This window comes from Pseudomonas sp. LBUM1659, assembly GCF_059716045.1.
This window is the reverse complement of record NZ_CP166797.1, coordinates 3,575,572-3,600,083: the sequence shown is the minus strand read 5'-3', so window position 1 is coordinate 3,600,083 and position 24,512 is coordinate 3,575,572. Positions and strand designations below refer to the sequence as shown.

Below are 24,512 nucleotides of genomic sequence, written 5' to 3'. Positions count from 1 at the left end.
GACCATCAGCGGCGACGGAACAGTGGCAGCGGCTCGTCGGTGGCGGCCTGATAAGTCACGGAGAAGTCTTTGAGACCTTCCAGGGCTTCGTACGGGTCTTTGTCGGCGCGTATTGCAAACGCATCGAAACCGCAGCGGTGCAGGTAGAACAATTGATCGCGCAGCACATCGCCAATCGCCCGCAGTTCACCTTTGAAACCGTAACGGTCACGCAGCAGGCGGGCGTTGGAGTAGTTGCGGCCATCGGTGAATGCCGGGAAGTTCAAGGCGATGACCTTGAAAAACTTGACGTCGTCTCCGATTTCTTCAGCTTCTTCATCGGCATCCAGCCACACACCCAGGCCGCCGTCGCGGGCCTTGAGCGCGTGACCATGGTCACGCCACAGGGCCAGCGGTACGATCAGGTCGTCGCAGTTGGAAATACCGTCGAGGGTCGCGTCTTTTGGCAGCAAGTGCCAGGTTTCGTCGACGACCTCGTTGTTTTTAATGATTCGCTGCATAGACGCGCTCCTTGAAGAGGTCGATGCCAATACGCTGATAGGTGTCGATGAAGCGTTCGTCTTCGGTACGTTGTTCGATGTACACGTTGATCAGCTTTTCGATCACGTCAGGCATGGCTTCCTGGGCAAAGGACGGGCCAAGGATTTTACCCAGACTGGCGTCACGACTGGCGCTGCCACCGAGGGATACCTGGTAGAACTCTTCGCCTTTCTTGTCCACCCCGAGGATGCCGATGTGGCCGACGTGGTGGTGACCACAGGCGTTCATGCAGCCGGAGATGTTCAGGTCCAGTTCACCGATGTCAAACAGGTAGTCCAGGTCGTCGAAGCGACGCTGGATCGATTCGGCAATCGGGATCGACTTGGCGTTGGCCAGCGAGCAGAAGTCACCGCCCGGGCAGCAGATGATGTCGGTCAGCAAGCCAATGTTTGGCGTGGCGAAACCTTGTTCGCGCAACTCGCCCCACATCGCGAACAGTCGGGACTGTTCCACGTCGGCCAGAATGATGTTCTGTTCGTGGGACGTGCGCAGTTGACCGTAGCTGTAACGATCAGCCAGGTCGGCCACGGCGTCGAGCTGCTTGTCAGTGATGTCGCCCGGTGCCACACCGGTTGGCTTCAGGGACAGGGTAACGGCCACATAGCCCGGCTTCTTGTGCGCCAGGGTATTGCGCGTGCGCCAGCGGGCGAAACCCGGGTGCTGCTGGTCGAGCTCGGCCAGTTCGGCGGTCTGGTTGTCCAGCGCCTTGTATTCCGGGTCAACGAAGTGCTTGGCGACGCGATGCACCTCGGCCTCGGTCAGCGTGGTCTGGCCACCACGAAGGTGTTCCATTTCCGCATCGACCTTTTGCGCAAAGACTTCAGGTGTTAGCGCCTTGACCAGAATCTTGATTCGCGCCTTGTACTTGTTGTCGCGACGGCCATAGCGGTTGTAGACCCGCAGGATGGCGTCGAGGTAGCTCAACAGGTCCTGCCACGGCAGGAACTCATTGATGAACGCACCCACCACCGGCGTACGGCCCAGACCACCACCGACCAATACTCGGAAGCCCAACTCGCCTGCGGCGTTGTGCACCGGCTCAAGGCCAATGTCATGGACTTCGATGGCGGCACGGTCAGATGTCGAACCGTTGACAGCGATCTTGAATTTACGCGGCAGGTAGGCGAATTCCGGGTGGAACGTGGTCCACTGACGGACAATCTCGCACCATGGGCGCGGATCGATCAATTCATCGGCGGCGACACCGGCGAACTGGTCGGTGGTGACGTTGCGCAGGCAGTTGCCGCTGGTCTGGATCGCGTGCATCTGCACAGTCGCCAGTTCAGCGAGAATGTCCGGAATATCTTCCACGGCCGGCCAGTTGAACTGCACGTTTTGCCGGGTGCTGATATGGGCATAGCCCTTGTCATAGTCGCGGGCAATTTTGGCCATCATTCGCACTTGACGCGAAGTCAGTTGGCCGTAAGGCACCGCCACTCGCAACATCGGCGCGAAACGCTGGATATAAAGCCCGTTTTGCAGGCGCAGGGGGCGGAATTCTTCTTCGCTCAGCTCCCCTGCCAGATAGCGTCGGGTCTGATCACGGAACTGCTTGACGCGGTCCTCGATGATCCGCTGATCGTATTCGTCGTATACGTACATATAAGTCCTGTTCTCAGGCTTGGGTCGCTCGGATACAGCTGCGTTTTTGTGCTTGCCGGAGTCCGAAAGAGCCTCTGCAATTCTGCGCGCACGGCCGCGCGCTCCCTAGGGAGCCGGGGCAAGATACCAGTTTGCGGTTATGCGCAAAAGTGATGTTTGAGTATATGTAAAGAACCAAAGTGACTAACAGGAAACGTTATGACTAAACCCTTATTTGTGGTGCGGGCAATCGTCGTCTTTACTGTGGTCGAGTCTTTATGCAATCACCGATAAAACCGACAAGAGGCGATGCAATGAGCAACCCTACCAAAGCTACAAAGCCTGACAGTACGGTCGATGCTTGGGCGATCTTGTTTCTGATCATCCTGGTCGTGGGCACAGCGGTATTCTGGGTCAGCCATCAATAACCGACCCCGTCCGGGTCCCGTTCCGACGATTGTCGGACAATAACCGGAATAAACGCCGTTTTACGGAATTTCACTGGCTATAATGCGCGGCGGAATTTCCGGGGGCTCGGACGTTAATGTTGAAGTTTTTCTACATCTTCCTGCTGATGCTGGGCGTGGTTTACGGACCGGCTGCGCGGGCGGAATCGGTGCTGTTCCTGAGCCCCGGCTCCACACAGGAAGCCTACTGGCTCAGCTACTCGCAATTCATGCAGGCCGCTGCCAAAGATTTGGGTATCGACCTGCGGATTCTTTATTCTCAGCGCATGCCTGAACTCACGGTGGCGCAAGCCCGTCTGGCGTTGCAAGGGCCTGATCGCCCGGACTATCTGATTTTCGCCAACGAACAGTACGTCGCCCCGCAGATCGTGCGTCTGGCTCAAGGCAGCGGTGTAAAGCTGTTTATGGTCAATGCATCGCTGACGCCTGGCCAGCAAAGCCTGTTAGGTGAGCGTGCGGAACAATTGGCCAGTTTGGTGCCTAACGACGAGGAAGGCGGTTACCTGATGCTCAAAGAGCTGATCCGCCAGCATCCACCGGCGGCGGGAGATCAGCCCATTGAGTTGCTGGCGTTCTCCGGTCTGAAAATCACACCTTCGGCGCAACTGCGCGAGCAAGGGATGATGCGCGCCTTGGCCGAGCACCCCGAAGTACGTTTGCGCCAATTGGTATATAGCGGCTGGACCCGTGACCGCGCCTATGAGCAGGCGAAAATGTTGTTCCGGCGCTATCCGAAAGTCTCGCTGATATGGTCAGCCAACGACGAAATGGCCTTCGGCGCGATGCAGGCATTCGCCGAGACAGGTGGGCAACCCGGCAAAGACGCGTTTTTCAGCGCAGTCAACGCCTCTCCCTCTGCGTTACAAGCGATTATTGACGGTCGCCTGAGTGTGCTGCTGGGCGGTCATTTCACCTTGGGGGGCTGGGCGCTGGTGGCGTTGCATGACCAAGAGCGGGGCGTGGATCTCGATCAGTATGGCGGCCGGCAACGGCTGATCCCGCTGCTGCAACTGATCGACAAGGCGCAAGCCAAACAGCTGCTAACCTTGGGGGCATCGCCGGATTATGGCGTGAACTTCCGTCGACTTTCGGCCAAGGGGCGGCCAACGTCTTATCGTTACCCGTTCAATCTGCAAACGTTGATGCGCTAAACCCCGGCCAGATGCACCACCAGCTGCACGATGCCGTATAGGGCCAACGCGAACACTGCGGTGAATAAAATCCCCAGAATCACGAAATGACTCGGTTTGCCGTGAGTGAAGTCCCGGGTCCGATTCTTCCCGCTCTGCACCCCGAACGCGGCGGCCATGACGCTGTGCAGCATCTGCCAGAAGGTGGGCGGTTTGTGGTTTGGATCATCCATGCGGGGCCTCACGCGTTGTGATGTACATTCAATCACCCAAGAATAGTCAACTTTATCGTCAATGATCGTCATCCTGACCGCATGAAAAAAATTGGCCGATATAAATATGTACCACCCTCGCCGAATACCTGCATTGCCGCTGCCACTTACATCCGTTCATACCTTGAAGTTGGGTGGCGTAGGGTTGAGTGAGCAAGGTTCCAACGGGTTTCTCAACAGCTTTCCTCGACTTCGGCACTTGCTGCTTGACCAAAACAGGCTGGACAGTTTGCCGGACGCGGTGATGGGGATGCGCGACCTTACCCGCCTGCACCTGCGTTACAACGAATTGTCGATGAGCGAGACGTTGCAACGCCAACTCAACGGCCTGCCTGCGCTCAAGGATCTGGACCTGGGCAATAACCGCTTGCTGGCGTTTGACGTCAGTGCAATGCCCCGGCTTGAGACCCTGAACTTAGAGGGCAACAACCTGGCCGAATGGCCCACAGGTGTTTTGCAGGTTTCAGGGCGCAACTGAACCTGAGCCGCAATCGACTGACAACGATTCCCGAGGCGTTATGGGATACGCAGATTGGCCAGTCTCGCGGGCCGTATGTGAACAGTCTACTTAGCCATGATCGCTTGATAAGTGGCTTGGATATCAGCGACAACCCGCTATCGCGCGAGGCGTTTTCGCAAATACTCGATTGTTCGCAAGAGTACGGCCAGCCACTGGGATATTCCCAGCGTGATCTTGAACGCAATGCCGCGGACGAAGACGACGTGTCGGACGAGGAAGAAGCTTCTGCGGATGAGTCTCTGGAGGAGGCCGGTAGCGAGTCAGAGGATGAACAGCGGGCGCGCTGGCTGACCGACGATGCCGGGAGCACTGTAACAAGAAGATCTGTTTGGGAGGGGCTCAAGGCGCTAGCGGGGAATGAGGCGTTCTTTCACCTGCTCTCGGAGCTTCGGCAAACCGCCGATTTCGCCCGCACTCGGGTCGACCTTGGCGAACGCGTCTGGCGAGTCCCGGAGGCTGCGAACCGTAATGACAAACTTCGTGAGCTATTGTTCGTCGCCGCGCGATCAGGTTACACCTGCGCAGATGGGCGCATTCTGCTGTTCAGCGACCTGGAAGTTCAGGTACTGGTATTCAACACCGAACAATCCGTAGAAACCGGTCAACAGGGCGCCGCGCTCTTTGGACTGGCCAAACAGCTGTTTCGTCTGGACCGGGTCAAAGCTATTGCCGATGACCGCGTCAAAGCCAATCCAGGGATCGATTCGGCAGAAATCCGTCTCGCTTACCGCAAGGGCCTGGCCGGTCGACTCCAGCTGCCAAACCAGCCACTGGACATGCTGTATGAAGGTATTGCGAACGTTTCCGCTGCGGACCTCGAGACTGCCTTCTCACAGGTTACGGCGGCGGAACAGACCGATGAACTGGTGAAAAGCCTCGCAGAGTGTTCGTTCTGGAGTGACTACCTGAAGAAAACATACCCGCAAAGGTTTACCGAGTTTCAACGGCTCCGAGACGTTGAATACAACCGGCTGGATGAGCTTTATCCAGATTTCGATGATGGGCGCGAACTGGCGATTACCACTTGGAGTATCGATAAAAAAGTCGCGGAGCTCGCGTTGAAAATTGAATTCACCGGGCTGGAGCGAACCAGGTTGGGCCTATAGACCCAGCACGGCCGCCGCTGCTATCGGCGTGATGGCAGCGGTTTGCACGGATCGGATCAGTTGTCATACCCAAGGTTTGGCGCCAGCCAGCGCTCGGTCACGCTCAACTCCTGACCTTTACGCGACGTGTAGCTCTGCACCTGATCCTTGTCGATCTTGCCCACGGCGAAATACTGCGCCTGTGGGTGAGCAAAATACCAGCCACTGACCGCCGCCGCCGGGAACATCGCGTAGTGTTCGGTCAGGAACACGCCGCTACGACCAGCTTTCAGCTCTTCAGCTTCCGGATCCAGCAGTTTGAACAGCGTGGACTTCTCGGTGTGATCCGGGCACGCCGGGTAGCCCGGGGCAGGACGGATGCCGGTGTATTGCTCTTTGATCAACGCCTCGTTGTCGAGCGTCTCGTCCTTGGCGTAACCCCAGTAGTCTTTACGGACCTGCTGGTGCAGCCATTCGGCGCAAGCCTCGGCCAAGCGGTCGGCCAAGGCCTTGACCATGATCGAGTTGTAATCGTCACCAGCGTCCTGGTACGCCTTGGCCACTTCTTCGGCACCAATGCCGGCGGTGGTGATGAAGCCGCCCACGTAGTCGGTGACTTCGCTGTCCTTTGGCGCGACGAAGTCGGCCAGGGAGAAGTTCGGCTTGCCATCGGTCTTGATAATCTGCTGGCGCAGGTGATGCAACTTGGCGATCGCCTTGCCATCATCGCCGTAGACTTCAATGTCATCGTCACGCACCTGGTTGGCCGGCCAGAAGCCGAACACCGCACGGGCGCTGATGAGTTTTTCGTCGATCAGCTTGGCGAGCATTTCCTGGGCATCGGCGTACAGCGAGGTAGCGGCTTCACCGACCACTTCGTCTTCGAGAATGCGCGGGAATTTGCCGGCCAGGTCCCAGGAGATAAAGAACGGCGTCCAGTCGATGTATTCGGCCAGAACCTTGAGGTCGATGTTGTCCAGCACTTTGGAGCCGGTAAACGTCGGTTTGACCGGTTCGTAGGTGCCCCAGTCGAACTGCGGCTTCTTGGCAATGGCTGCCGGGTAGCTCAGGCGTTCGGTGCGCGCGCTGCGGTTGGCCGTGCGCTCGCGAACGTCGATGTATTCCAGGCGGGTTTTCTCGACAAACGCCGGTTTCAGCTCCTTCGACAACAACTGCGTCGCCACGCCGACCGCGCGGGAGGCGTCGGTGACGTAGATCACCGCGTCGTTGCTGTACTTGGGCTCGATCTTCACCGCCGTGTGCGCTTTGGAGGTGGTCGCGCCGCCGATCATCAGCGGCAAATGGAAATCCTGACGCTGCATTTCGCGGGCAACGTGAACCATTTCATCCAGCGAAGGCGTGATCAGGCCGGACAAGCCGATGATGTCGCACTTCTGCTCCTTGGCCACTTGCAGGATTTTTTCTGCCGGGACCATCACGCCGAGGTCGACGATGTCGTAGCCGTTACAGCCCAACACCACGCCGACAATGTTCTTGCCGATGTCATGCACGTCGCCTTTTACCGTTGCCATGAGGATCTTGCCCTTGGCTTCCGGTTTGTCGCCTTTCTCCAGTTCGATGAACGGGATCAAATGCGCCACGGCCTGCTTCATCACGCGTGCGGATTTAACCACCTGCGGCAGGAACATTTTGCCGGCGCCGAACAGGTCGCCGACGATGTTCATGCCGGACATCAGTGGGCCTTCGATCACCTCGATCGGACGGGCGAACGACTGACGGGACTCTTCGGTGTCTTCAACGATGTGTGTGGTTATGCCTTTGACCAGCGCATGCTCCAGACGCTTGTTGACCGGCCAGCCGCGCCATTCTTCGGTCTCGGCTTCCTTGACGCTGCCATCGCCCTTGTACTTGTCGGCGATGGCGAGGAGGGCGTCGGTGCCTTCCGGTGTGCGGTTGAGCACTACATCTTCGACGGCGTCACGCAGCTCTTGCGGGATCTGGTCGTAGATCTCCAGCTGGCCAGCGTTGACGATACCCATGGTCAAGCCGTTGCGGATCGCATACAGCAGGAACACCGAGTGGATCGCCTCACGCACCGGATTGTTGCCGCGGAACGAGAACGACACGTTAGACACGCCGCCCGAGGTCAGCGCATACGGCAGCTCGTCGCGGATGTAGGCACAGGCGTTGATGAAGTCCACGGCGTAGTTGTTGTGTTCTTCAATGCCGGTGGCCACGGCGAAGATGTTCGGGTCGAAGATGATGTCTTCCGGCGGGAAGCCGACTTCGTTGACCAGAATGTCGTAGGAGCGTTTGCAGATTTCTTTCTTGCGCGCTTCGGTGTCGGCCTGGCCGGCTTCATCGAACGCCATCACGACAACAGCCGCACCGTAACGCTTGCACAGTTTGGCGTGGTGAATGAACTGCTCGACGCCTTCTTTCATGCTGATCGAGTTGACGATGCCCTTGCCCTGGATGCACTTGAGGCCGGCTTCGATCACTTCCCACTTCGAGGAGTCGATCATGATCGGCACGCGGGAGATGTCCGGTTCACCGGCAATCAGATTGAGGAAGGTCACCATGGCCTTCTTCGAATCGAGCATCCCTTCGTCCATGTTGATGTCAATCACCTGGGCACCGGCTTCGACCTGCTGCAGGGCGACTTCCAGGGCTTCGGTGTAGTTGTCTTCACGGATCAAACGAGCAAATTTGGCGGAACCGGTGATGTTGGTCCGTTCGCCGACGTTGACGAACAACGAGCTGCGATCGATGGTGAACGGTTCCAGGCCCGAGAGGCGGCAGGCTTTGGGGATTTCCGGGATTTGACGCGGTGCGTAACCGGCCACGGCTTTGGCGATGGCTTCGATGTGCCCAGGCGTTGTGCCGCAGCAGCCACCGACAATGTTCAGAAAGCCGCTTTGAGCGAACTCTTCGATAACCTTGGCGGTGTCCACCGGCAACTCGTCGTACTCGCCGAACTCGTTCGGCAGACCGGCGTTCGGGTGCGCGGAAACATGGGTGCCTGCCTTGTTCGACAGCTCTTCCAGGTACGGGCGCAGCTCGCTGGCACCCAGGGCGCAGTTCAGACCGACCGAAATTGGTTTGGCGTGGGCCACGGAGTTCCAGAACGCTTCGGTGGTCTGGCCGGAGAGGGTGCGGCCGGAGGCGTCGGTGATGGTGCCGGAAATCATGATCGGCAACTCGATGCCCAGTTCTTCGAACACACCTTGCACGGCGAAGATCGCCGCTTTGGCGTTCAGGGTATCGAAGATGGTTTCGATCAGGATCAGGTCGGCGCCGCCTTCGATCAGGCCTTTTGTGGACTCGGTGTAGTTCTCCACCAGTTCATCAAAGGTCACGTTGCGGTAGCCGGGGTTGTTCACGTCTGGCGACAGCGAGCAGGTGCGGCTGGTCGGGCCCAGTACACCGGCGACGAAGCGCGGCTTGTCCGGGGTTTCCAGGGTCTTGGCGTCGGCGACCTTGCGGGCCAGGCGCGCGCCTTCGACGTTTAACTCGTACGCCAGGCCTTGCATGCCGTAGTCGGCCAGGGAAATCTGGGTGGCGTTGAAGGTGTTGGTTTCCAGAATGTCGGCGCCGGCATCCAGATAAGCTTTCTCTATGCCACCAATCACATCCGGGCGAGTCAGCACCAACAAGTCGTTGTTGCCTTTGACATCGCTTGGCCAGTCAGCAAAGCGTTTGCCACGGTAATCCTGCTCTTCGAGCTTGTAGCTCTGGATCATCGTGCCCATGCCGCCATCGAGAATCAGGATGCGCTCTTTGAGGGCGTGCTTGAGAGCTTGAAGGCGAACACTGCGATCGGACATTTGGACTACTCGGAAAGGCCATGACGAAGGGGCGGGATCATAGCAAACCTGTGCGCTTTTAGAGCATGTCCCGGTTTTGCATGAATATCACTCATGTTGGTACGGGCGTCCACCCGGTAGAATCGCGGCGATTTTTTATGATTGGGACCAGGGATATGTCGTATCGCGTCATCACCAGCATTTTTATGCTGCTTTTAAGCTGGGGCGCCACTGCGCAAGGTCCGGCAATTTCCACTGCGATTTCCTACAGCCGCGACATTCAACCGATCTTTACCGAAAAATGCGTCGCCTGCCATGCCTGTAACGACGCCGCCTGTCAGCTCAACCTGGGCAGTGGCGAAGGCGCGGCGCGTGGCGCGACGAAAGTCCCGGTCTACGACGGCGATCGCAGCACCGCCGCGGCCCCGACCCGGCTGTTTTACGACGCCTTCGGCAAACACGCCTGGCAGCAGAAGGGCTTCTATCCGGTGCTCGACGCCCAAGGCAGTCAGGCTGCATTAATGGCGCGGATGCTTGAGCTGGGCCACAAAACCCCGTTGCAACCCAATGCGAAATTGCCGGAAGACATCGTGCTGGGTCTGAACCGGGAAAACATGTGCGCCATGCCGGGGGAGTTCAACGGCTACGCCAGTTCGCATCCCAAAGAGGGCATGCCGCTGGCGGTCACGGGCCTTACCGATCAGCAATACCAGACATTGCAACGCTGGTTGACGTCGGGTGCGCCGATCGATGAGCAGGCGCTGATGCCGAGCGCGAAAGAAGCGCTGGAGGTGGTGCAATGGGAAAACCTGCTCAACGCGCCGGGCTCCCGGCAAAGCCTGGTGGCGCGCTGGTTGTTCGAGCATTGGTTTCTGGCTCACATCTACTTCAAGGACGGTGAGCCGGGTCACTTCTTCCAGTGGGTGCGTTCGCGTACGCCCACTGGCCAGCCGATTGATCTGATCAGCACACGCCGCCCGAATGACGACCCCGGCACTCAGGTGTATTACCGTCTGTGGCCGGTGCAGGGTGTCATTGTGCAGAAGACCCACATCACCTATCCGCTGAGTGCGGCGAAGATGGCACGGGTCAAAAGCCTGTTTTACAGCGGCAACTGGCAGGTCGATGCCTTGCCGGGTTACGGGCCGGAACGCCGGGCCAATCCGTTCGATACCTTCGAGGCTATCCCGGCGCAGGCGCGCTACCAGTTCATGCTGGATAACGCCGAATACTTTGTGCGCACCTTCATTCGCGGCCCGGTGTGCCGTGGCCAGATCGCCACCGATGTGATTCGCGATAACTTCTGGGCGCTGTTCCAGGCCCCGGAACACGACCTCTATATCATCGACCCCAACTACCGCGGCCAAGCCACGCCGTTGCTGGCCATGCCGGGGCAGAACGATGACGTCGGCAGTGTCTTGAGCCTGTGGCATGACTATCTCGACAAACGTAACGAGTACGAAGCGCTGCGCCGGGACAGCTACGCCGATGCACCGGCGCCCAGCTGGTCGACCCTGTGGGCGGGAAATGACAACGCGCTGCTGAGCATCTTCCGGCACTTCGACAGTGCGTCGGTGAACAAGGGCCTGATCGGCGAGGTGCCACAAACAATGTGGCTGTTCGACTTCCCGCTGCTGGAACGCACCTACTATCAACTGGCGGTGAACTTCGACGTGTTCGGCAACGTTTCCCATCAGGCCCAGACCCGCCTGTACTTCGACCTGATCCGTAACGGCGCCGAGCAGAACTTCCTGCGCCTGATGCCGGCGGATTCCCGGGATGGCTACCTCGATGATTGGTACCAGAACAGCGGCAAGTTCAAGATGTGGCTGGACTACGAGTCCATTGATGACGACAAACCGACGGCGCTGAAACTCGACGAAAAAGACCCCAAACGCGACTTCGCCCTGCAATTGCTCGCCCGTTACGGCGATGTGAATGCCAAGCCCGATCCGATCAACCGCTGCGACGGTGCGTATTGCTCGCGGCCGAACATCGCCCCGGACTTGCAGAGCGCCGAACAGTCCCTGAGTCGTCTGACGTCGCGCCCGGCAGCCGGGTTGAAGGTCATCGACCAGTTGCCGGAAGCGACGATGTTGCGTATCGAAACGACGAGCGGCAAACGTGAGGTCTACAGCCTGCTGCGCAACCGCGCGCACAGCAACGTGGCGTTCCTGCTCGGTGAGTCGTTGCGCTATCAGCCGGGGCTCGACACGCTCACCATTTTCCCGGGTGTACTCAGCAGTTATCCGAATTTCATGTTCAACATCCCGGCCGATCAGGTGCCGGCTTTCGTTGATGCAATGGAAAACGCCAAGGACACCCACAGCTTTGAGAAAATCGTCGAACGTTGGGGTATTCGGCGCAGTCATCCGCAATTCTGGTTCTATTTCCACGACCTAAGCCGCTACGTCCACGAGACCGACCCGGTGGAAGAGGGCGTGCTGGACATGAATCGCTACGAAAACCTCTGATTCACACCTACAGGGGGGATCACTATTTCTTTCCCGACAAAAATACTAGGACTTTGTGCGGCGCGTTGATTGGCGTAAACTGCGCCCAAGCCTGCGAGGAGTTTCCATGACCGCTATAACCATCACCGACGCCGCCCACGATTACCTGGCTGACCTGCTCTCCAAGCAGAACACCCCGGGTATCGGCATCCGCGTCTTTATCACCCAGCCTGGCACCCAGTACGCCGAAACCTGCATTGCCTACTGCAAGCCGGGCGAAGAAAAACCTGAAGACACGGCGCTGGGGCTCAAAAGCTTCACCGCTTACATCGACTCGTTCAGCGAAGCGTTCCTGGACGATGCGGTGGTCGACTACGCCACCGACCGCATGGGCGGCCAGCTGACCATCAAGGCGCCAAACGCCAAAGTGCCGATGGTCAACGCCGACAGCCCGGTCAACGAGCGCATCAATTACTACCTGCAAACCGAGATCAACCCGGGGCTGGCGAGCCACGGCGGTCAGGTCAGCTTGATCGATGTGGTCGAAGACGGCATCGCCGTGCTGAAATTCGGTGGTGGTTGCCAGGGCTGCGGCCAGGCGGACGTGACCCTGAAGGAAGGCATCGAGCGCACCTTGCTTGAGCGAATTCCTGAATTGAAAGGTGTGCGCGACGTGACTGACCACACGCAGAAAGAAAACGCCTACTACTAAGGTGTTCGCTGCGACATGAAAAACGGCACCCGTGAGTGCCGTTTTTTTATGGGTAGAATTTGCTCGCGAAGAGGCCCTACGGGCGATAGAGATGCGCATGCCCCGCGCGATACAGCGACGACTCGCTGAACTGATCACTCCCCAACACCCGTCCCACCAAAATCAACGCCGTCCGCCGAAACCCTTTGGCCTCAACCTTCCCGGCAATATCTTCAAGCGTCCCCACCACCCAATCCTGATCCGGCCACGTCGCCCGGTGAATCACCGCAATCGGACAATCCGCGCCGTAATGCGGCAGCAGTTCAGTGAGGATTTTCTCCAGGTGATTCACACCCAAATGGATGGCCATGGTCGCCCCATGCTGCGCCAGGCTGCCGAGCTCTTCGCCCTCCGGCATAGCCGTTTTGTCGGCGTAGCGGGTCAAAATCACACTTTGCGAAATATCCGGCAGGGTCAGTTCCGTCCCTAAAAGCGCCGCACACGCCGCCGTCGCCGTAACGCCCGGAATGATTTCAAACGGAATATCCAACTCGCGCAGGTAGCGAATCTGCTCGCCAATCGCGCCATAAAGACTCGGATCACCGGAATGCACCCGCGCCACGTCCTGGCCGTTGGCATGGGCGTTTTTGATCAGTTCGATGATCTGTTCCAGGTGCAATTCGGCGCTATTGACCACCTGTTCGGCGCGATGGCCTTCCAGCACAGCCGCAGGCACCAGGGAGCCGGCGTAGATGATCACCGGGCAGCTGCGAATCAGCCGTTGGCCTTTGACCGTGATCAGTTCCGGGTCGCCGGGCCCTGCGCCAATGAAGTAGACGGTCATCGTCGGTTCCTGTGAAAAAAGAGACTGGGCAAGGCTTCAGATGAAGATTGCTCATGATCGAAAGCGCGATTATCGGGGATTTTACGCAGCACCCGCCAATGCCAGAGTCGCCTGCGCATATTTTTGTCGGGGGATCAGCAGTTTTGCTGGCGCTTGAGCCAGCTGTTCGGCCAGTGCCAGGGCGGCACTTTCCGCGACGCCGTAGCAGCCGGTACGTTCGAACGCGATGTCTGAATGATGGCTGAGTCTGGGCTGGTACCCGGCCAATTGTTTACTGCTGAAATAGATAACCGGCAGCGCGAGTTGCTCCGCGAGCTCAATCAGGCCAGGTTCATTACGCTTCAAATCGATGCTGGCCAGGGCCGTGATCTCATGAAGTCCGATTTGATGAGCCTGTAATGCCTGATCGAGCAATGCGCGCAGCGTGCTGGCGGGGCAGCCGCGCTGGCAGCCCAGGCCGACCACTAACGTCGGCGCTGTGCTGGCATCGGTCATACGTGGTATTGGCCATCACTTTTGCGGCGGAACAACCAGGTACTGATCAGGCCCAAGGCCAGCCAGAACGCTACGTTGGTCAGCTGCGAAGCAATCTTGAACTGAGTTTCCAGGGCTTGCGGTGCGAGCATCGAATGCACGTCCGGTTGTGGCGCGCCGATCACGTGCGGAACGGCCAGAATCGCCACGCCTAGCACTTTCATCAGCCAGTGCCGGCTGAACACGATCAGCGCGATCCCGACAGCGGTGGAGGCGGCAGTGCCGATCCACCACATTTGCCGTTGAGCCAGATCAGCTGCCGCAGTGCCCGGCAGTTCCGGTGGCAGGCCAAGGGTCGGCGCCAGTACGAACGTCGCATAACCGGCCAGACCCCAGAGCAGGCCCTGAGACGTTTTGGTCGGTGCGCGCAGGGTGTAGAGGCCGGCAAGCATCAGGGCAAAACCGACGGCCACCACCAGATTGCCGCCGGTAGTCGACAGCACGCGCTGCCAGCCATCTTCCGGCTCCCAGGCCTCGGCGTCGTGGGTGTGGCCGGCCATGGCGCCATCGGCGTGTTCATGGGGTTGAACCAGCGTCGGCTCGGTTTTTTCGTAGGACTCCGCCTGAAGAATCAACGGTGCGACCCAGAAGCTTTGCAGCAGGGTCAGTAGCAGGGCGGCCAGCAGCCCAGTGAACCCTGCGGTTTGCGCAATACGCTTGATCATGTCGGCAGCTCTCAATGGCACGGGAATGCAGAGCTGTGACGGGTATCGTGCGCGGCGTTGTGCACCGCTTCGATGTGCGAGAAACCGGCGAAATACACGAGGCTAGCGCCGAGGATCGACGCACACACGGCGGCGGTCAGGCGTTGGGTAAGGGTTGAAGTGGTGCTGGCGGTTGTGTGGCCGGTGCTGCTGATGATCGACATGGCGCATCCCTCTGGTCTGTCAGCGGGTGAATAGAGCGCATGGAAAACCCCTGCGAGTCGGGCACGCAGACGTTCAAACAGCGCCCGCCCACCGCGGGTTTGTTGTTCAGTGTCCGTAACGGTCACTTTGTGTTGCGGGCCGGTCTCCGGGCTCACGAGGGGCGCAGGCTTTCGCCTTGACCTGCAAGCATCACCTTCCCATGCCGAACTGCTGGCACAGTGGATTTGATGCTTCGCTCGCTTACCGTTGCGGGGGCAGCACCGGACTGACATGGCTTTGAGTAAAGCACATGATTCACCGGTTTCCCGTTTCACCCTGTGAAGGGCACCCGTAACAAAGTGCGTAGGAGAGCATGGGCGGGGGATACGCGTCAATTGGCAAGGGTTCTCAACTCGGGATTGTGTCGACGCCATCGCGGGCAAGCCTTGCTCCTACAAGTGCGCCATAGTCCCGTAGGAGCAAGGCTTGCCCGTGATAGCGTCTGATGGCCGCCACAAGACATTGACCCGCCCCAGCGCGATGCGTAGCCTTGCGCTTTCGAGGTTCTTCGGCGTTTGCCGAAGCTAAGAAGGGAACGCGGTCAATGCCGCGGCTGCCCCCGCAACTGTGAACGGTTCAGTTTCTGCCATGCCACTGCATGCGCCAGCCATGGCGCGAGCGGGAAGGCGCAGAAGCCGCCAGTCAAACGACTGGCCAGCCGTCAGCCAGGAGACCTGCCTCGACACAGATTCTCACTTTCAACCGGGCGGGGTGATCCGGTGGCGAAATCTTCCGCGCAGCGTGTGCTGCAGCGGTTGTCGTCCCGTATGCCCGCCACCTTGCCAAAGGGCATCCGATGAAAACACTGGCCAAACTCCCCGTCACCATCGTTACCGGCTTCCTCGGCTCGGGCAAAACCACCTTGCTGCGGCACATGCTCGACAACGCTCAGGGCCGTCGCATTGCGGTGATCGTCAACGAGTTCGGCGAGTTGGGCATCGACGGCGAAATCCTCAAGCAGTGCTCCATCGGCTGCACCGAAGAAGAAGCCAACGGCCGCGTCTATGAACTGGCCAACGGCTGCCTGTGCTGCACCGTCCAGGAAGAATTCTTCCCGGTGATGCGCGAATTGGTCGCCCGTCGCTGTGATCTCGACCACATCCTCATCGAAACGTCGGGCCTGGCCCTGCCCAAGCCGCTGGTCCAGGCCTTCCAGTGGCCGGAAATCCGCAGCGCCTGCACCGTCGACGCAGTCATCACCGTGGTCGACAGCCCGGCCGTCGCTGCTGGCACCTTCGCTGCCTTCCCGGATCAAGTCGATGCCCAGCGCAAACTCGACCCGAACCTGGACCACGAGTCGCCGCTGCACGAATTGTTCGCCGATCAACTGGCCAGCGCCGACCTGGTGATCCTCAACAAGGCCGACCTGATCAGCCCTGAAGACCTGGCCCGCGTGCGCCTTGAAGTCGCCGAAGAATTGCCGCCTGCGGTGAAAGTCATCGAAGCCAGCAGCGGTCGCGTGCCACTGGACGTGTTGATCGGCCTTGGCGCCGGTTCCGAAGAACACATCGACAGCCGTCACAGCCATCACGATCATCACCATGAAGGTGAAGACGATCACGACCACGACGCGTTCGACTCGATCTCCATCGAGCTGCCGCAAGCCGACGAAAGCCTGCTGATGGATGCGCTGACGCAACTGGTGGTCAAGCACGGCATCTTGCGCGTCAAAGGTTTCGCCGCCATCCCGAACAAACCAATGCGTTTGCTGATCCAGGGCGTGGGCACGCGTTTCGACAAGCACTTCGACCGTCAGTGGGGCGCCGAAGAAGCGCGCACCACGCGCCTGGTGCTGATCGGCCAGGAACTGGACGCCGTCCAGCTCGAAACGCAATTGCGCGCCGCGCTGGGCGTTTAAGCCATGCACCTGCTCAGGACCCAGCCCGGCGGTTTTGTGTCGGATGACAACATCGCCGACCTTGGACAAACCCCCGCCGAGCTGGTGATCCTGTGCAGCGGCGACTCCAGCCTTGCGCTGCTCGCCGAAGCCGCGCAGCAACTGCCCGACGACTACCCCAGCGTGCGGCTGGCCAACCCGATGCAGGTGCAGAATCACGCCTCGGTCGATCTGTACGTCGACGAAGTGCTGCGCCACGCCAAGGTGATTCTGATCTCGCTGCACGGTGGTATCGCCTATTGGCGTTATGGCGTCGAGCGGTTGGTGCAATTGTCCGAACGGGGCGTGCAGCTGATTCTGGTGCCGGGCGATGATCGTCCGGACCCGGAACTCAGCGACCTCAGTACCGTCGTTGCCGAAGACAGTGATCGGATCTGGCAGTTTTTGCGTCAGGGCGGCATGGGCAATGCCCTGGACTTTTTTCGCTGTCTGGCCACTCGCTGGTTGGGCCGTGATTACGCTTGGGCCGAGCCGCAAGTCCTGCCGCGCACAGCGATTTACCACCCACAAAAAAGCCCCGCTGAACTGAGCGATTGGCAAGCCGACTGGCAAGCTGATCAACCGGTGGCGGCGGTGCTGTTTTACCGCTCGCATTTGCAGGCGGCGAATACCGCTTTCATCGATGTTTTCTGCCAACGTTTGCAAGCGGCCGGGTTAAACCCTTTGCCGATTGCCGTGGCCAGTTTGAAAGAGCCCGGCTGCCTGACGGTGGTCGAGGATTGGCTGGATGAAGTCGAGGCAGGGGTGATTTTGAACACCACCGGTTTCGCCCAATCCAGCCCCGAAGCCCCGCACCTGCGACCGTTTCGCCGCAACATTCCGGTGATCCAGGCGATTTGCGCCCAGGACAACGAACCCGGTTGGCGCGCCAGCGAGCAGGGCCTCGGTCCGCGGGACCTGGCGATGCACATCGCGCTGCCGGAGCTGGATGGCCGCATCATCAGTCGCCCAATCAGTTTCAAGGACCTGGCATGGCGCAGCGAGCGCAGTCAGTCCGATGTGGTGTGCTATCGACCGCAGCCGGAACGCATGGATTTTGTCGCCGAACTGGCGCGGCGCTGGATCGATCTGGCGCGGGTGCCGAACAGCGAAAAACGCATCGCCCTGATCCTTGCCAACTACCCGACCCGTGATGGGCGCATCGGCAATGGCGTCGGCCTCGACACTCCGGCCGCCGCGTTGAACATCCTGCAAGCGCTGCATAAAGGAGGTTATCCGCTGCCGGCCGAGTTACCGGACAGCGGCACTGCGCTGATCCAGCAATTGCTCGGCGGCGTCAGCAACGACCTCGACACCCTCGACCAGCGTCCGTGTCATCAAAGCCTCTCGCTGGACGAATACAAGCGGATGTTCGACGCCTTGCCCGAGACTAATCGCCAGGCCGTGCTGGAGCGCTGGGGCACACCCGAAAACGATCCGATGTACCGTGGCGAACGGATGATGATTGCCGGTCTGCGCTTCGGTCTGACCTTCGTCGGCATTCAACCGGCGCGTGGTTATCAGGTGGACCCGAGCGCGGTGTATCACGACCCGGACCTGGTACCACCTCACGGCTACCTGGCGTTTTATTTCTGGCTGCGCAACACCTACGGTGCCCACGGCGTGATTCATGTCGGCAAGCACGGCAACCTCGAATGGCTGCCGGGCAAAGGCGTCGGGCTGTCGGAAAACTGCTGGCCGGATGCACTGCTCGGGCCGCTGCCGAACATTTATCCGTTTATCGTCAACGATCCGGGCGAGGGTGCGCAGGCCAAGCGCCGTACCCAGGCGGTGATCATCGACCACCTGATGCCGCCGCTGACCCGCGCCGAAACCTACGGGCCACTGCGCAACCTTGAGCTGCTGGCCGATGAATATTACGAAGCGCAACTGCTTGATCCGCGTCGTGCCCGGGAATTGCAGCGCGACATCCTGCAGCTGGTGCGCGATACGCACATCGATCGGGAACTGCAACTGGACGAAAAACTCGACAGCGATGCCGATGCGGCGATCTGGTTACCGCGCCTGGACACGTATTTGTGCGACTTGAAGGAATCGCAGATCCGCGATGGCCTGCACATCTTTGGCGAGTCGCCGACCGGGCGGTTGCGCATTGACACGTTGCTGGCTTTGTTGCGGATTCCGCGTGGCGATGGGCGTGGTGCGCAATCGAGTTTGCTGCGGGCGTTGGCGAAGGCGTTCGAGTTGGGGTTCGATCCGCTCGATTGCGCACTTGCTGATCCCTGGAACGGTCCGCGTCCGATGGAATTGCAAACTGTCAGTGACGAAGTCTGGCGCACCGCCGGTGATACCCGCGAACGCCTTGAGTTGTTCGCCGCCCAGTTGATCCAGCTGACACTCAACGAACCTTGTGGGAGCGGGCTTGCTCGCGAATACGGTATATCAGCAACAGAAATGTTGGCTGGCACGACGCCTTCGCGAGCAAGCCCGCTCCCACAGGAACCTGTGTGGTCTGATGTAAATTCGATCATTGAGAACCTGTACGAAGTCGTCGCCCCACGTCTGGACGCCTGCGGCCCGGCAGAAATGCGCGGTCTGCTCGACGCCTTGAACGGTCGCTTCGTCCCCGCCGGACCGAGCGGCGCACCCAGTCGAGGTCGCCTGGACGTGCTGCCGACCGGGCGCAACTTCTATTCGGTGGACGTGCGCAACCTGCCGACCACCACCGCGTGGCGCATTGGCTTCCAGTCAGCGAACCTGATTCTCGAACGACATCTGCAGGACCATGGCGATCACCTGCGTCAACTCGGCCTGTCAGTCTGGGGTACCGCGACCATGCGCACCGGCGGCGACGACATCGCCCAAGCCATGGCGCTGATGGGCGTGCGTCCGGTGTGGGCCACGGGCAGCCAGCGAGTCGACGATTTCGAAATTCTGCCGCTGAGCTTGCTCGACCGCCCGCGCGTGGACGTGACCTTGCGCGTCTCCGGGTTCTTCCGCGATGCCTTTGCCAACCTGATCCGCTTGTTCGACGCGGCCGTACAAGCGGTGGCCGCGCTGGATGAGCCCGACGACTTCAACCCGCTGGCCGCCAAAGTGCGTGCCGAACGTGAAGCGTTGATGCAATCGGGCCTGGATGCAGAGGCCGCGAACCGCCAGGCCGGCTGGCGAATTTTCGGTGCCAAACCCGGTGCCTATGGCGCCGGTGTGCAGGGCGCTATCGACGGTCGTCTGTGGCAAAGCCGTGAAGACCTGGCCGAGGTTTACCTGAACTGGGGCGGCTACGCTTATGGCGGATCCGACGAAGGCACCGCCGCCCGCGATCAATTCGCCCAGCGCTTGAGCCAGGTGCAAGCGGTGCTGCAAAACCAGGACAACCGCGAGCACGACTTGCTCGATTCCAACGACTACTACCAGTTCCAGGGCGGCATGCTCGCCGCCGTGGAGATCCTCAGCGGTGAAGTAGCGGCCAGCTACCACGGCGATCACAGTCAGCCGGACTTGCCGAAGATCCGTACCTTGAAGGAAGAGCTTAACCGGGTGATCCGCTCCCGGGCGGCCAATCCAAAGTGGATCGAGGGGGTTAAGCGTCATGGCTACAAAGGCGCGTTTGAACTGGCGGCGACGCTCGATAACCTGTTTGCGTTCGACGCCACTACGCAATTGATTGACGATCACCAGTACGCGTTGCTGGCCGACGCCTATCTGCTCGACCCGGCGACTCGGGATTTTGTTCGCGAGCACAATCCGCACGCCTTGCGAGACATGACTGAGCGGATGCTGGAGGCGCAGCAACGGGGGATGTGGAAGGAGCCGGGCGAGTACCGCGAGGCGCTGGAAAACCTCCTGTTGGATATAGAAGAAGACAGCTAATGCGCTTACCCCTGGGGGCGCGAGCCTGCTCGCGATGACATTCTTTCAGCCGACAAAGATGCTGTCTGAAATACCGCTATCGCGAGCAGGCTCACTCCCACAGGTACAAGGTTCACCTGCCACCGACCATGACCGAGTATTGAAGATGACCGACACCCCGCATTTCCCCTTATCCGCCGTGGTCGGCGCCGACGACTTGAAGCTCGCCCTGTGCCTGACCGCCATCGACCCGAAAATCGGCGGCGTGCTGATCGAAGGCCCGCGCGGCATGGCCAAATCTACGTTGGCCCGGGGTCTCGCGGACCTGCTGGCCAGCGGTCAATTTGTCACCTTGCCGCTGGGCGCCACCGAAGAGCGTCTGGTCGGCACCCTCGACCTCGACGCCGCCCTGAGTGACGGGCGTGCGCAATTTTCCCCCGGTGTATTGGCGAAGGCGGACGGCGGCGTGCTCTACGTCGATGAAGTCAATCTGCTGCCCGATCACCTCGTGGACCTGTTGCTCGACGTCGCCGCCAGCGGCACCAACCTGATCGAGCGTGACGGCATTTCCCATCGGCATTCGGCGAAGTTTGTGCTGATCGGCACCATGAACCCGGAAGAGGGTGAACTGCGTCCGCAACTGCTCGATCGCTTTGGCCTGAACGTCGCGCTCGGTGGGCACACAGCACCCACCGAGCGCGGCCAGATCATCCGTCGACGACTGGATTTCGACAGCGATCCGCAAAGCTTCTGTGCGCAGTGGGAACACCAGCAGCAGTCGTTGCGCGAACGGTGTGAAAAGGCCCGTAGCGTCCTGGCGAGCATCCCCCTCGACGATGAAGCGCTGGCACTGATCACTGAGCGCTGCTTTGCCGCCGGCGTCGATGGCTTGCGCGCTGACCTGGTCTGGTTACGCGCTGCGCGCGCCCATGCCGCATGGCGCGGTGCAAACGCGATCAGCGAGGCCGATATCGACGCCGTCGCCGAATTCGCCTTGCGCCATCGTCGCCGCGAGCAATCACCGCCGGCACCGCAACACCGTCAGCCGCCGTCTGCGCAAAACTCCAACCCGAGCGAAGGCCAGGGCCAATGGGGTGAAATGCCTGCCCAGGCGCTGCCGGTCGGCGCACGCCGCGAAATGCCGAGTTGGCCAAAAAAGCCCTAGGCATTCGCCCTCGATCTGATGCGGGGGCGAATGCCAGACCCCGCGCAGGACGGCTGGACAATGGCAAGCAAGGCAAACGCCACGCCGCGCGCAGCGGCGCGATCAACTGGCCCGGCACTTTGCTCACCGGCCGGCCACGTCAGCGCAGTGATGTGCTGTTCCAACTGCGTACCCGTTGCTCCCATGAGTTGTGGCTGGTGATCGTCGATGCCTCCGCCTCGACCCGGCGTCACCAGGCGTTGCGCGATGCCAAAGGCCTGCTGGCGCAAGTGTTCGACGATGCCTACCGCCAGCGCGCGCGGTTGGCGTTGTTGACAGCCAGCGGTCTTGCGCCCAAGTGGCAAGTTCAAGGCCTGAAAGCGTCGTCGGGTATGCGCGACTGGCTCGATAACCTGGGGGCGGGCGGTGGTACGCCGTTATTGGCGGCGCTGGGTGAGGCGGGGCGCTGGCTGGCGATACGGCAAAAGCGTTTCCCGGCGGAACAGCAGCGGGTGTTGCTGGTGACGGATGGGCGGTTGAAAGAGTGGTCGTATTTGCCGGTGCTGGAGTGTCCGGGGCTGCTGATTGATATCGAGCGTGGGCCGATTCGGCTCGGGCGGGCGAAGCAGATGGCGGCGGAGCTGCAAGCTGATTATCGGCATATTGATGAGCTGATTCTGGGCTGAGTTATTGGCTGTCTGTCACGGCCCTTTCGCTGGCAAGCCAGCTCCTACAGTGGTTCTTCGGTGTTCACAAAACCTGTAGGAGCTGGCTTGCCAGCGACTGGGGCCAACTCGGTCTCAGATTATTTGCCCATCGCCTGACGGTACTGCCGCGTACGACGGCCAATGTACAACTGGTCAAGTATCAACGCCCACACCGCCGAGACCTGCGGCCGCGGCTTGCGCCCGCGGCTCAATCGATGAAGCTGAAACTTCACCACGGCCATGCTCGCCAGCGCGGCCAGCGGTTTGCGTTTCCACAGAATCGGCGGCAACTGCGGATGGCTGTAGCGGCCTTCGCGCCAGTGTTTGACCAACTGCGGTTCGACCGCCAGCGCCGTGCCGATGCCGGCCATGGCGATGCCGCTGTCGAGCACTTGTTCGACGATGGCCAGGCGCCGAATGCCGCCCGTGACCATCACCGGCATGCGCGCCACGCTGGCTAGTTCACCGGCCATTTCCAGGAAGTAAGCTTCACGGGCCAATGTTCGGCCATCGCGGGCTTCGCCTTGCATGGCCGGGGCTTCGTAGCTGCCGCCGGAGAGTTCCAGCAGGTCGATCTGTTGCTCGTTGAGCCAGACAATCACCTGGCGGGCGTCATCGGCGTCAAACCCGCCACGCTGGAAATCGGCTGAGTTGAGTTTCACCGCTACGCAAAACTGCGGCGAGACGGCTTGGCGAACGGCGCTGACCACGTCCAGCAGCAAACGCGCGCGATTCTCCAGTGATCCACCCCAACGGTCGGTGCGGCGATTGGTCAACGGAGAGAGGAACTGACTGATCAGGTAGCCGTGCGCGGCATGAATCTGCACCCCGGTGAAGCCGGCCTTTTCGGCGAGGGCCGCGCTGGTGGCGAAGCGCGCGATGACCTCGGCGATATCACCCTCGGACATTGGTTTTGGCTCGGCAAACATCTTCGAAAACGCCCCCAGGTCCAGTGCCACGGCCGACGGCGCCAAGGCTTGTTGGCCGAGGTTGGCCATGGTCTGGCGGCCGGGATGATTGAGTTGCATCCAGAACTGCGCGCCACCGGATCGGCCGATGGTTGCCCACTGACGAAAGCGTTGCAGATCGCGTTCGTCTTCCAGCACTACGCCACCGGGGCCTGTCATGGCGCGGCGGTCGATCATGACATTGCCGGTCAGCAATAGACCGGTTTCGCCCTCGGCCCAGGCCTGATACAGCCGAAACAACGCCTCGGACGGTGCTTGCCCGGTGTCGGCGAGGTTTTCTTCCATCGCGGCTTTGGCGATACGATTGCCGACGGTCTGGCCGTTGGGCAGATTCAACGCTTGGAAGGGCGACATGCTTGACTCCTCATCAGTGAAGAGCAGAGGCTAAGCTTAAAGTTAACTTTAATGTCAAGCAGGCAAATGAGGCCGTGATGAAAATTGGTGAACTGGCGCAGTTAAGTGGACTGAACGCTTCGCGCATTCGTTTTTATGAGGCTCAGGGTTTGATTCGTCAGGTCGAGCGTTCGTCCAATGGCTACCGGCGGTATCCGGCGCAAGTGCTGCAAACGCTTATGATCATTCAGTGCGCCCAACAGGCCGGGTTCAGCCTTGAAGAGCTAAAGCAGTTGTTACCGGACACGGTGACGGGCGAGTTCAAGCGCGATGAACTGGTGGCGGGGCTTGTGCGCAAGGTCGAGCAGATCGAAGAAATGCAACTTCACCTGGCCCAGAGCAAGGCGAAGTTGCTAGTGGTGATCGAAGGCATCCAGGCGCGGCCCGAAGGGATAGCCTGTGAGGCAAATGCCGAGCGGGTGATGGCGTCGCTCAAGCATCAGTTTTGATCGATGCACGAATCACCGTAAGCCAGGTAGCGCAAGACATGGGTGGTGCCCATGGTGTCGACGTAAGTCATCTCCCGTGGGCCGATTCCGCAATAGTCGCCGTTGGTGATGTTGACGACCTTGGCAATGTTCAGCGGTTTCGAATAGCCGTAATCCTCGACGTTCGAGGGGCTGGAGTTGTCGACAGCGGCGCCGGCAGCGGTGCCGCACAGGCCAATCAGAAACAGCGCGGACAGAAGGCTTTTCATGATGGGGCTCTCGTAGTGGCTACTGAATGATTTCAGTGGCAGTACGACGAGCCCCGCCTGGGTTTATTCCAGGCTCAGGGCAAAGTTTTTTTGAACCGGGACGAGGTGGAACGATCAGGTCA

Annotated in this window: 20 protein-coding genes and 2 riboswitches; of the genes, 10 read left to right on the top strand and 10 right to left on the bottom strand. The window is 60.1% G+C overall.

Features of this window, described 5'->3' with window-relative positions:
* Positions 1–5 precede the first annotated feature (5 nt).
* Both ACA048_RS16240 and ACA048_RS16235 read right to left on the bottom strand, forming a co-directional pair.
* Entirely contained in the window at positions 6–500 is a 495-nt protein-coding gene (locus ACA048_RS16240; RefSeq protein ID WP_497625334.1) for a DUF934 domain-containing protein, read from the bottom strand.
* Positions 484–2,142, bottom strand: a complete 1,659-nt coding sequence (locus ACA048_RS16235; protein WP_497625333.1) for a nitrite/sulfite reductase — start codon at positions 2,140–2,142, stop codon at positions 484–486. The genes ACA048_RS16240 and ACA048_RS16235 overlap by 17 nt, the downstream gene beginning before the upstream one ends.
* Positions 2,143–2,665: 523 nt before the next feature.
* Here ACA048_RS16235 and ACA048_RS16230 point away from each other — a divergent pair.
* On the top strand, positions 2,666–3,739 hold the full coding sequence (locus ACA048_RS16230) for an ABC transporter substrate-binding protein (RefSeq protein ID WP_497625332.1): 1,074 nt from the start codon (positions 2,666–2,668) through the stop codon (positions 3,737–3,739).
* Here the strand turns inward: ACA048_RS16230 and ACA048_RS16225 are convergent.
* Complete coding sequence (locus ACA048_RS16225) at positions 3,736–3,951, bottom strand: DUF2970 domain-containing protein (RefSeq protein ID WP_497625331.1); 216 nt, start codon at positions 3,949–3,951, stop codon at positions 3,736–3,738. The genes ACA048_RS16230 and ACA048_RS16225 overlap by 4 nt on opposite strands.
* A gap of 106 nt (positions 3,952–4,057) precedes the next feature.
* Here ACA048_RS16225 and ACA048_RS16220 point away from each other — a divergent pair, with 106 nt between their 5' ends.
* Both ACA048_RS16220 and ACA048_RS16215 read left to right on the top strand, forming a co-directional pair.
* Positions 4,058–4,468 (top strand): hypothetical protein, encoded by a 411-nt coding sequence (locus ACA048_RS16220; RefSeq protein ID WP_497625330.1) that lies wholly within the window; start codon positions 4,058–4,060, stop codon positions 4,466–4,468.
* 116 nt (positions 4,469–4,584) lie between these two features.
* Positions 4,585–5,616, top strand: a complete 1,032-nt coding sequence (locus tag ACA048_RS16215) for an NEL-type E3 ubiquitin ligase domain-containing protein (RefSeq protein WP_497625329.1) — start codon at positions 4,585–4,587, stop codon at positions 5,614–5,616.
* Positions 5,617–5,672: 56 nt separating this feature from the next.
* Here the strand turns inward: ACA048_RS16215 and metH are convergent, their stop codons facing one another.
* Positions 5,673–9,383, bottom strand: a complete 3,711-nt coding sequence (gene metH, locus ACA048_RS16210; protein WP_497625328.1) for a methionine synthase — start codon at positions 9,381–9,383, stop codon at positions 5,673–5,675.
* A 155-nt stretch (positions 9,384–9,538) separates the two neighbouring features.
* On the opposite strand from metH, the gene ACA048_RS16205 reads away from it, so the two are divergent.
* Entirely contained in the window at positions 9,539–11,836 is a 2,298-nt protein-coding gene (locus tag ACA048_RS16205) for a fatty acid cis/trans isomerase (RefSeq protein ID WP_497625327.1), read from the top strand.
* A 106-nt stretch (positions 11,837–11,942) separates the two neighbouring features.
* Entirely contained in the window at positions 11,943–12,527 is a 585-nt protein-coding gene (gene nfuA / locus ACA048_RS16200; RefSeq protein WP_007946504.1) for a Fe-S biogenesis protein NfuA, read from the top strand.
* A 76-nt stretch (positions 12,528–12,603) separates the two neighbouring features.
* On the opposite strand, the gene cobM is transcribed toward nfuA, so the two are convergent.
* The 4 genes from cobM to ACA048_RS16180 all read right to left on the bottom strand — a co-directional run bounded on the left by cobM (position 12,604) and on the right by ACA048_RS16180 (position 14,752).
* Positions 12,604–13,350 carry a precorrin-4 C(11)-methyltransferase gene (cobM, locus tag ACA048_RS16195; protein WP_497625326.1) on the bottom strand — a complete coding sequence of 249 codons (747 nt, stop codon included), beginning with the start codon at positions 13,348–13,350 and terminating at the stop codon, positions 12,604–12,606.
* Positions 13,351–13,431: 81 nt separating this feature from the next.
* The gene (locus ACA048_RS16190) at positions 13,432–13,845 is read right to left on the bottom strand and encodes a cobalamin biosynthesis protein (RefSeq protein WP_497625325.1); all 414 of its coding nucleotides are present in this window, start codon (positions 13,843–13,845) and stop codon (positions 13,432–13,434) included.
* The gene (locus ACA048_RS16185; protein ID WP_497625324.1) at positions 13,842–14,549 is read right to left on the bottom strand and encodes a CbtA family protein; all 708 of its coding nucleotides are present in this window, start codon (positions 14,547–14,549) and stop codon (positions 13,842–13,844) included. The genes ACA048_RS16190 and ACA048_RS16185 overlap by 4 nt, the downstream gene beginning before the upstream one ends.
* An 11-nt stretch (positions 14,550–14,560) precedes the next feature.
* Positions 14,561–14,752 (bottom strand): CbtB domain-containing protein, encoded by a 192-nt coding sequence (locus ACA048_RS16180; protein WP_217838207.1) that lies wholly within the window; start codon positions 14,750–14,752, stop codon positions 14,561–14,563.
* A 120-nt stretch (positions 14,753–14,872) separates the two neighbouring features.
* Positions 14,873–15,100, bottom strand: a riboswitch (cobalamin riboswitch).
* A gap of 176 nt (positions 15,101–15,276) precedes the next feature.
* Positions 15,277–15,488, top strand: a riboswitch (cobalamin riboswitch).
* A 100-nt stretch (positions 15,489–15,588) separates the two neighbouring features.
* On the opposite strand from ACA048_RS16180, the gene cobW reads away from it, so the two are divergent.
* The 4 genes from cobW to ACA048_RS16160 all read left to right on the top strand — a co-directional run bounded on the left by cobW (position 15,589) and on the right by ACA048_RS16160 (position 22,311).
* A complete protein-coding gene (gene cobW, locus ACA048_RS16175; protein WP_497625323.1) occupies positions 15,589–16,650 on the top strand; it encodes a cobalamin biosynthesis protein CobW in 1,062 nt (353 codons plus the stop codon).
* Between the two features lie 3 nt (positions 16,651–16,653).
* Entirely contained in the window at positions 16,654–20,502 is a 3,849-nt protein-coding gene (cobN, locus tag ACA048_RS16170; protein ID WP_497625322.1) for a cobaltochelatase subunit CobN, read from the top strand.
* A gap of 145 nt (positions 20,503–20,647) precedes the next feature.
* Positions 20,648–21,646 carry a magnesium chelatase ATPase subunit I gene (locus ACA048_RS16165; RefSeq protein WP_497625321.1) on the top strand — a complete coding sequence of 333 codons (999 nt, stop codon included), beginning with the start codon at positions 20,648–20,650 and terminating at the stop codon, positions 21,644–21,646.
* Positions 21,647–21,699: 53 nt separating this feature from the next.
* On the top strand, positions 21,700–22,311 hold the full coding sequence (locus tag ACA048_RS16160; protein WP_497629878.1) for a vWA domain-containing protein: 612 nt from the start codon (positions 21,700–21,702) through the stop codon (positions 22,309–22,311).
* 119 nt (positions 22,312–22,430) lie between these two features.
* Here the strand turns inward: ACA048_RS16160 and ACA048_RS16155 are convergent, their stop codons facing one another.
* The gene (locus ACA048_RS16155) at positions 22,431–23,654 is read right to left on the bottom strand and encodes an NADH:flavin oxidoreductase/NADH oxidase family protein (RefSeq protein ID WP_497625320.1); all 1,224 of its coding nucleotides are present in this window, start codon (positions 23,652–23,654) and stop codon (positions 22,431–22,433) included.
* Between the two features lie 77 nt (positions 23,655–23,731).
* Here ACA048_RS16155 and ACA048_RS16150 point away from each other — a divergent pair, with 77 nt between their 5' ends.
* Positions 23,732–24,142 carry a MerR family transcriptional regulator gene (locus ACA048_RS16150; RefSeq protein WP_497625319.1) on the top strand — a complete coding sequence of 137 codons (411 nt, stop codon included), beginning with the start codon at positions 23,732–23,734 and terminating at the stop codon, positions 24,140–24,142.
* Here the strand turns inward: ACA048_RS16150 and ACA048_RS16145 are convergent.
* Positions 24,133–24,390 (bottom strand): DUF2790 domain-containing protein, encoded by a 258-nt coding sequence (locus ACA048_RS16145; RefSeq protein WP_497625318.1) that lies wholly within the window; start codon positions 24,388–24,390, stop codon positions 24,133–24,135. The genes ACA048_RS16150 and ACA048_RS16145 overlap by 10 nt on opposite strands.
* Between the last annotated feature and the right edge of the window lie 122 nt (positions 24,391–24,512).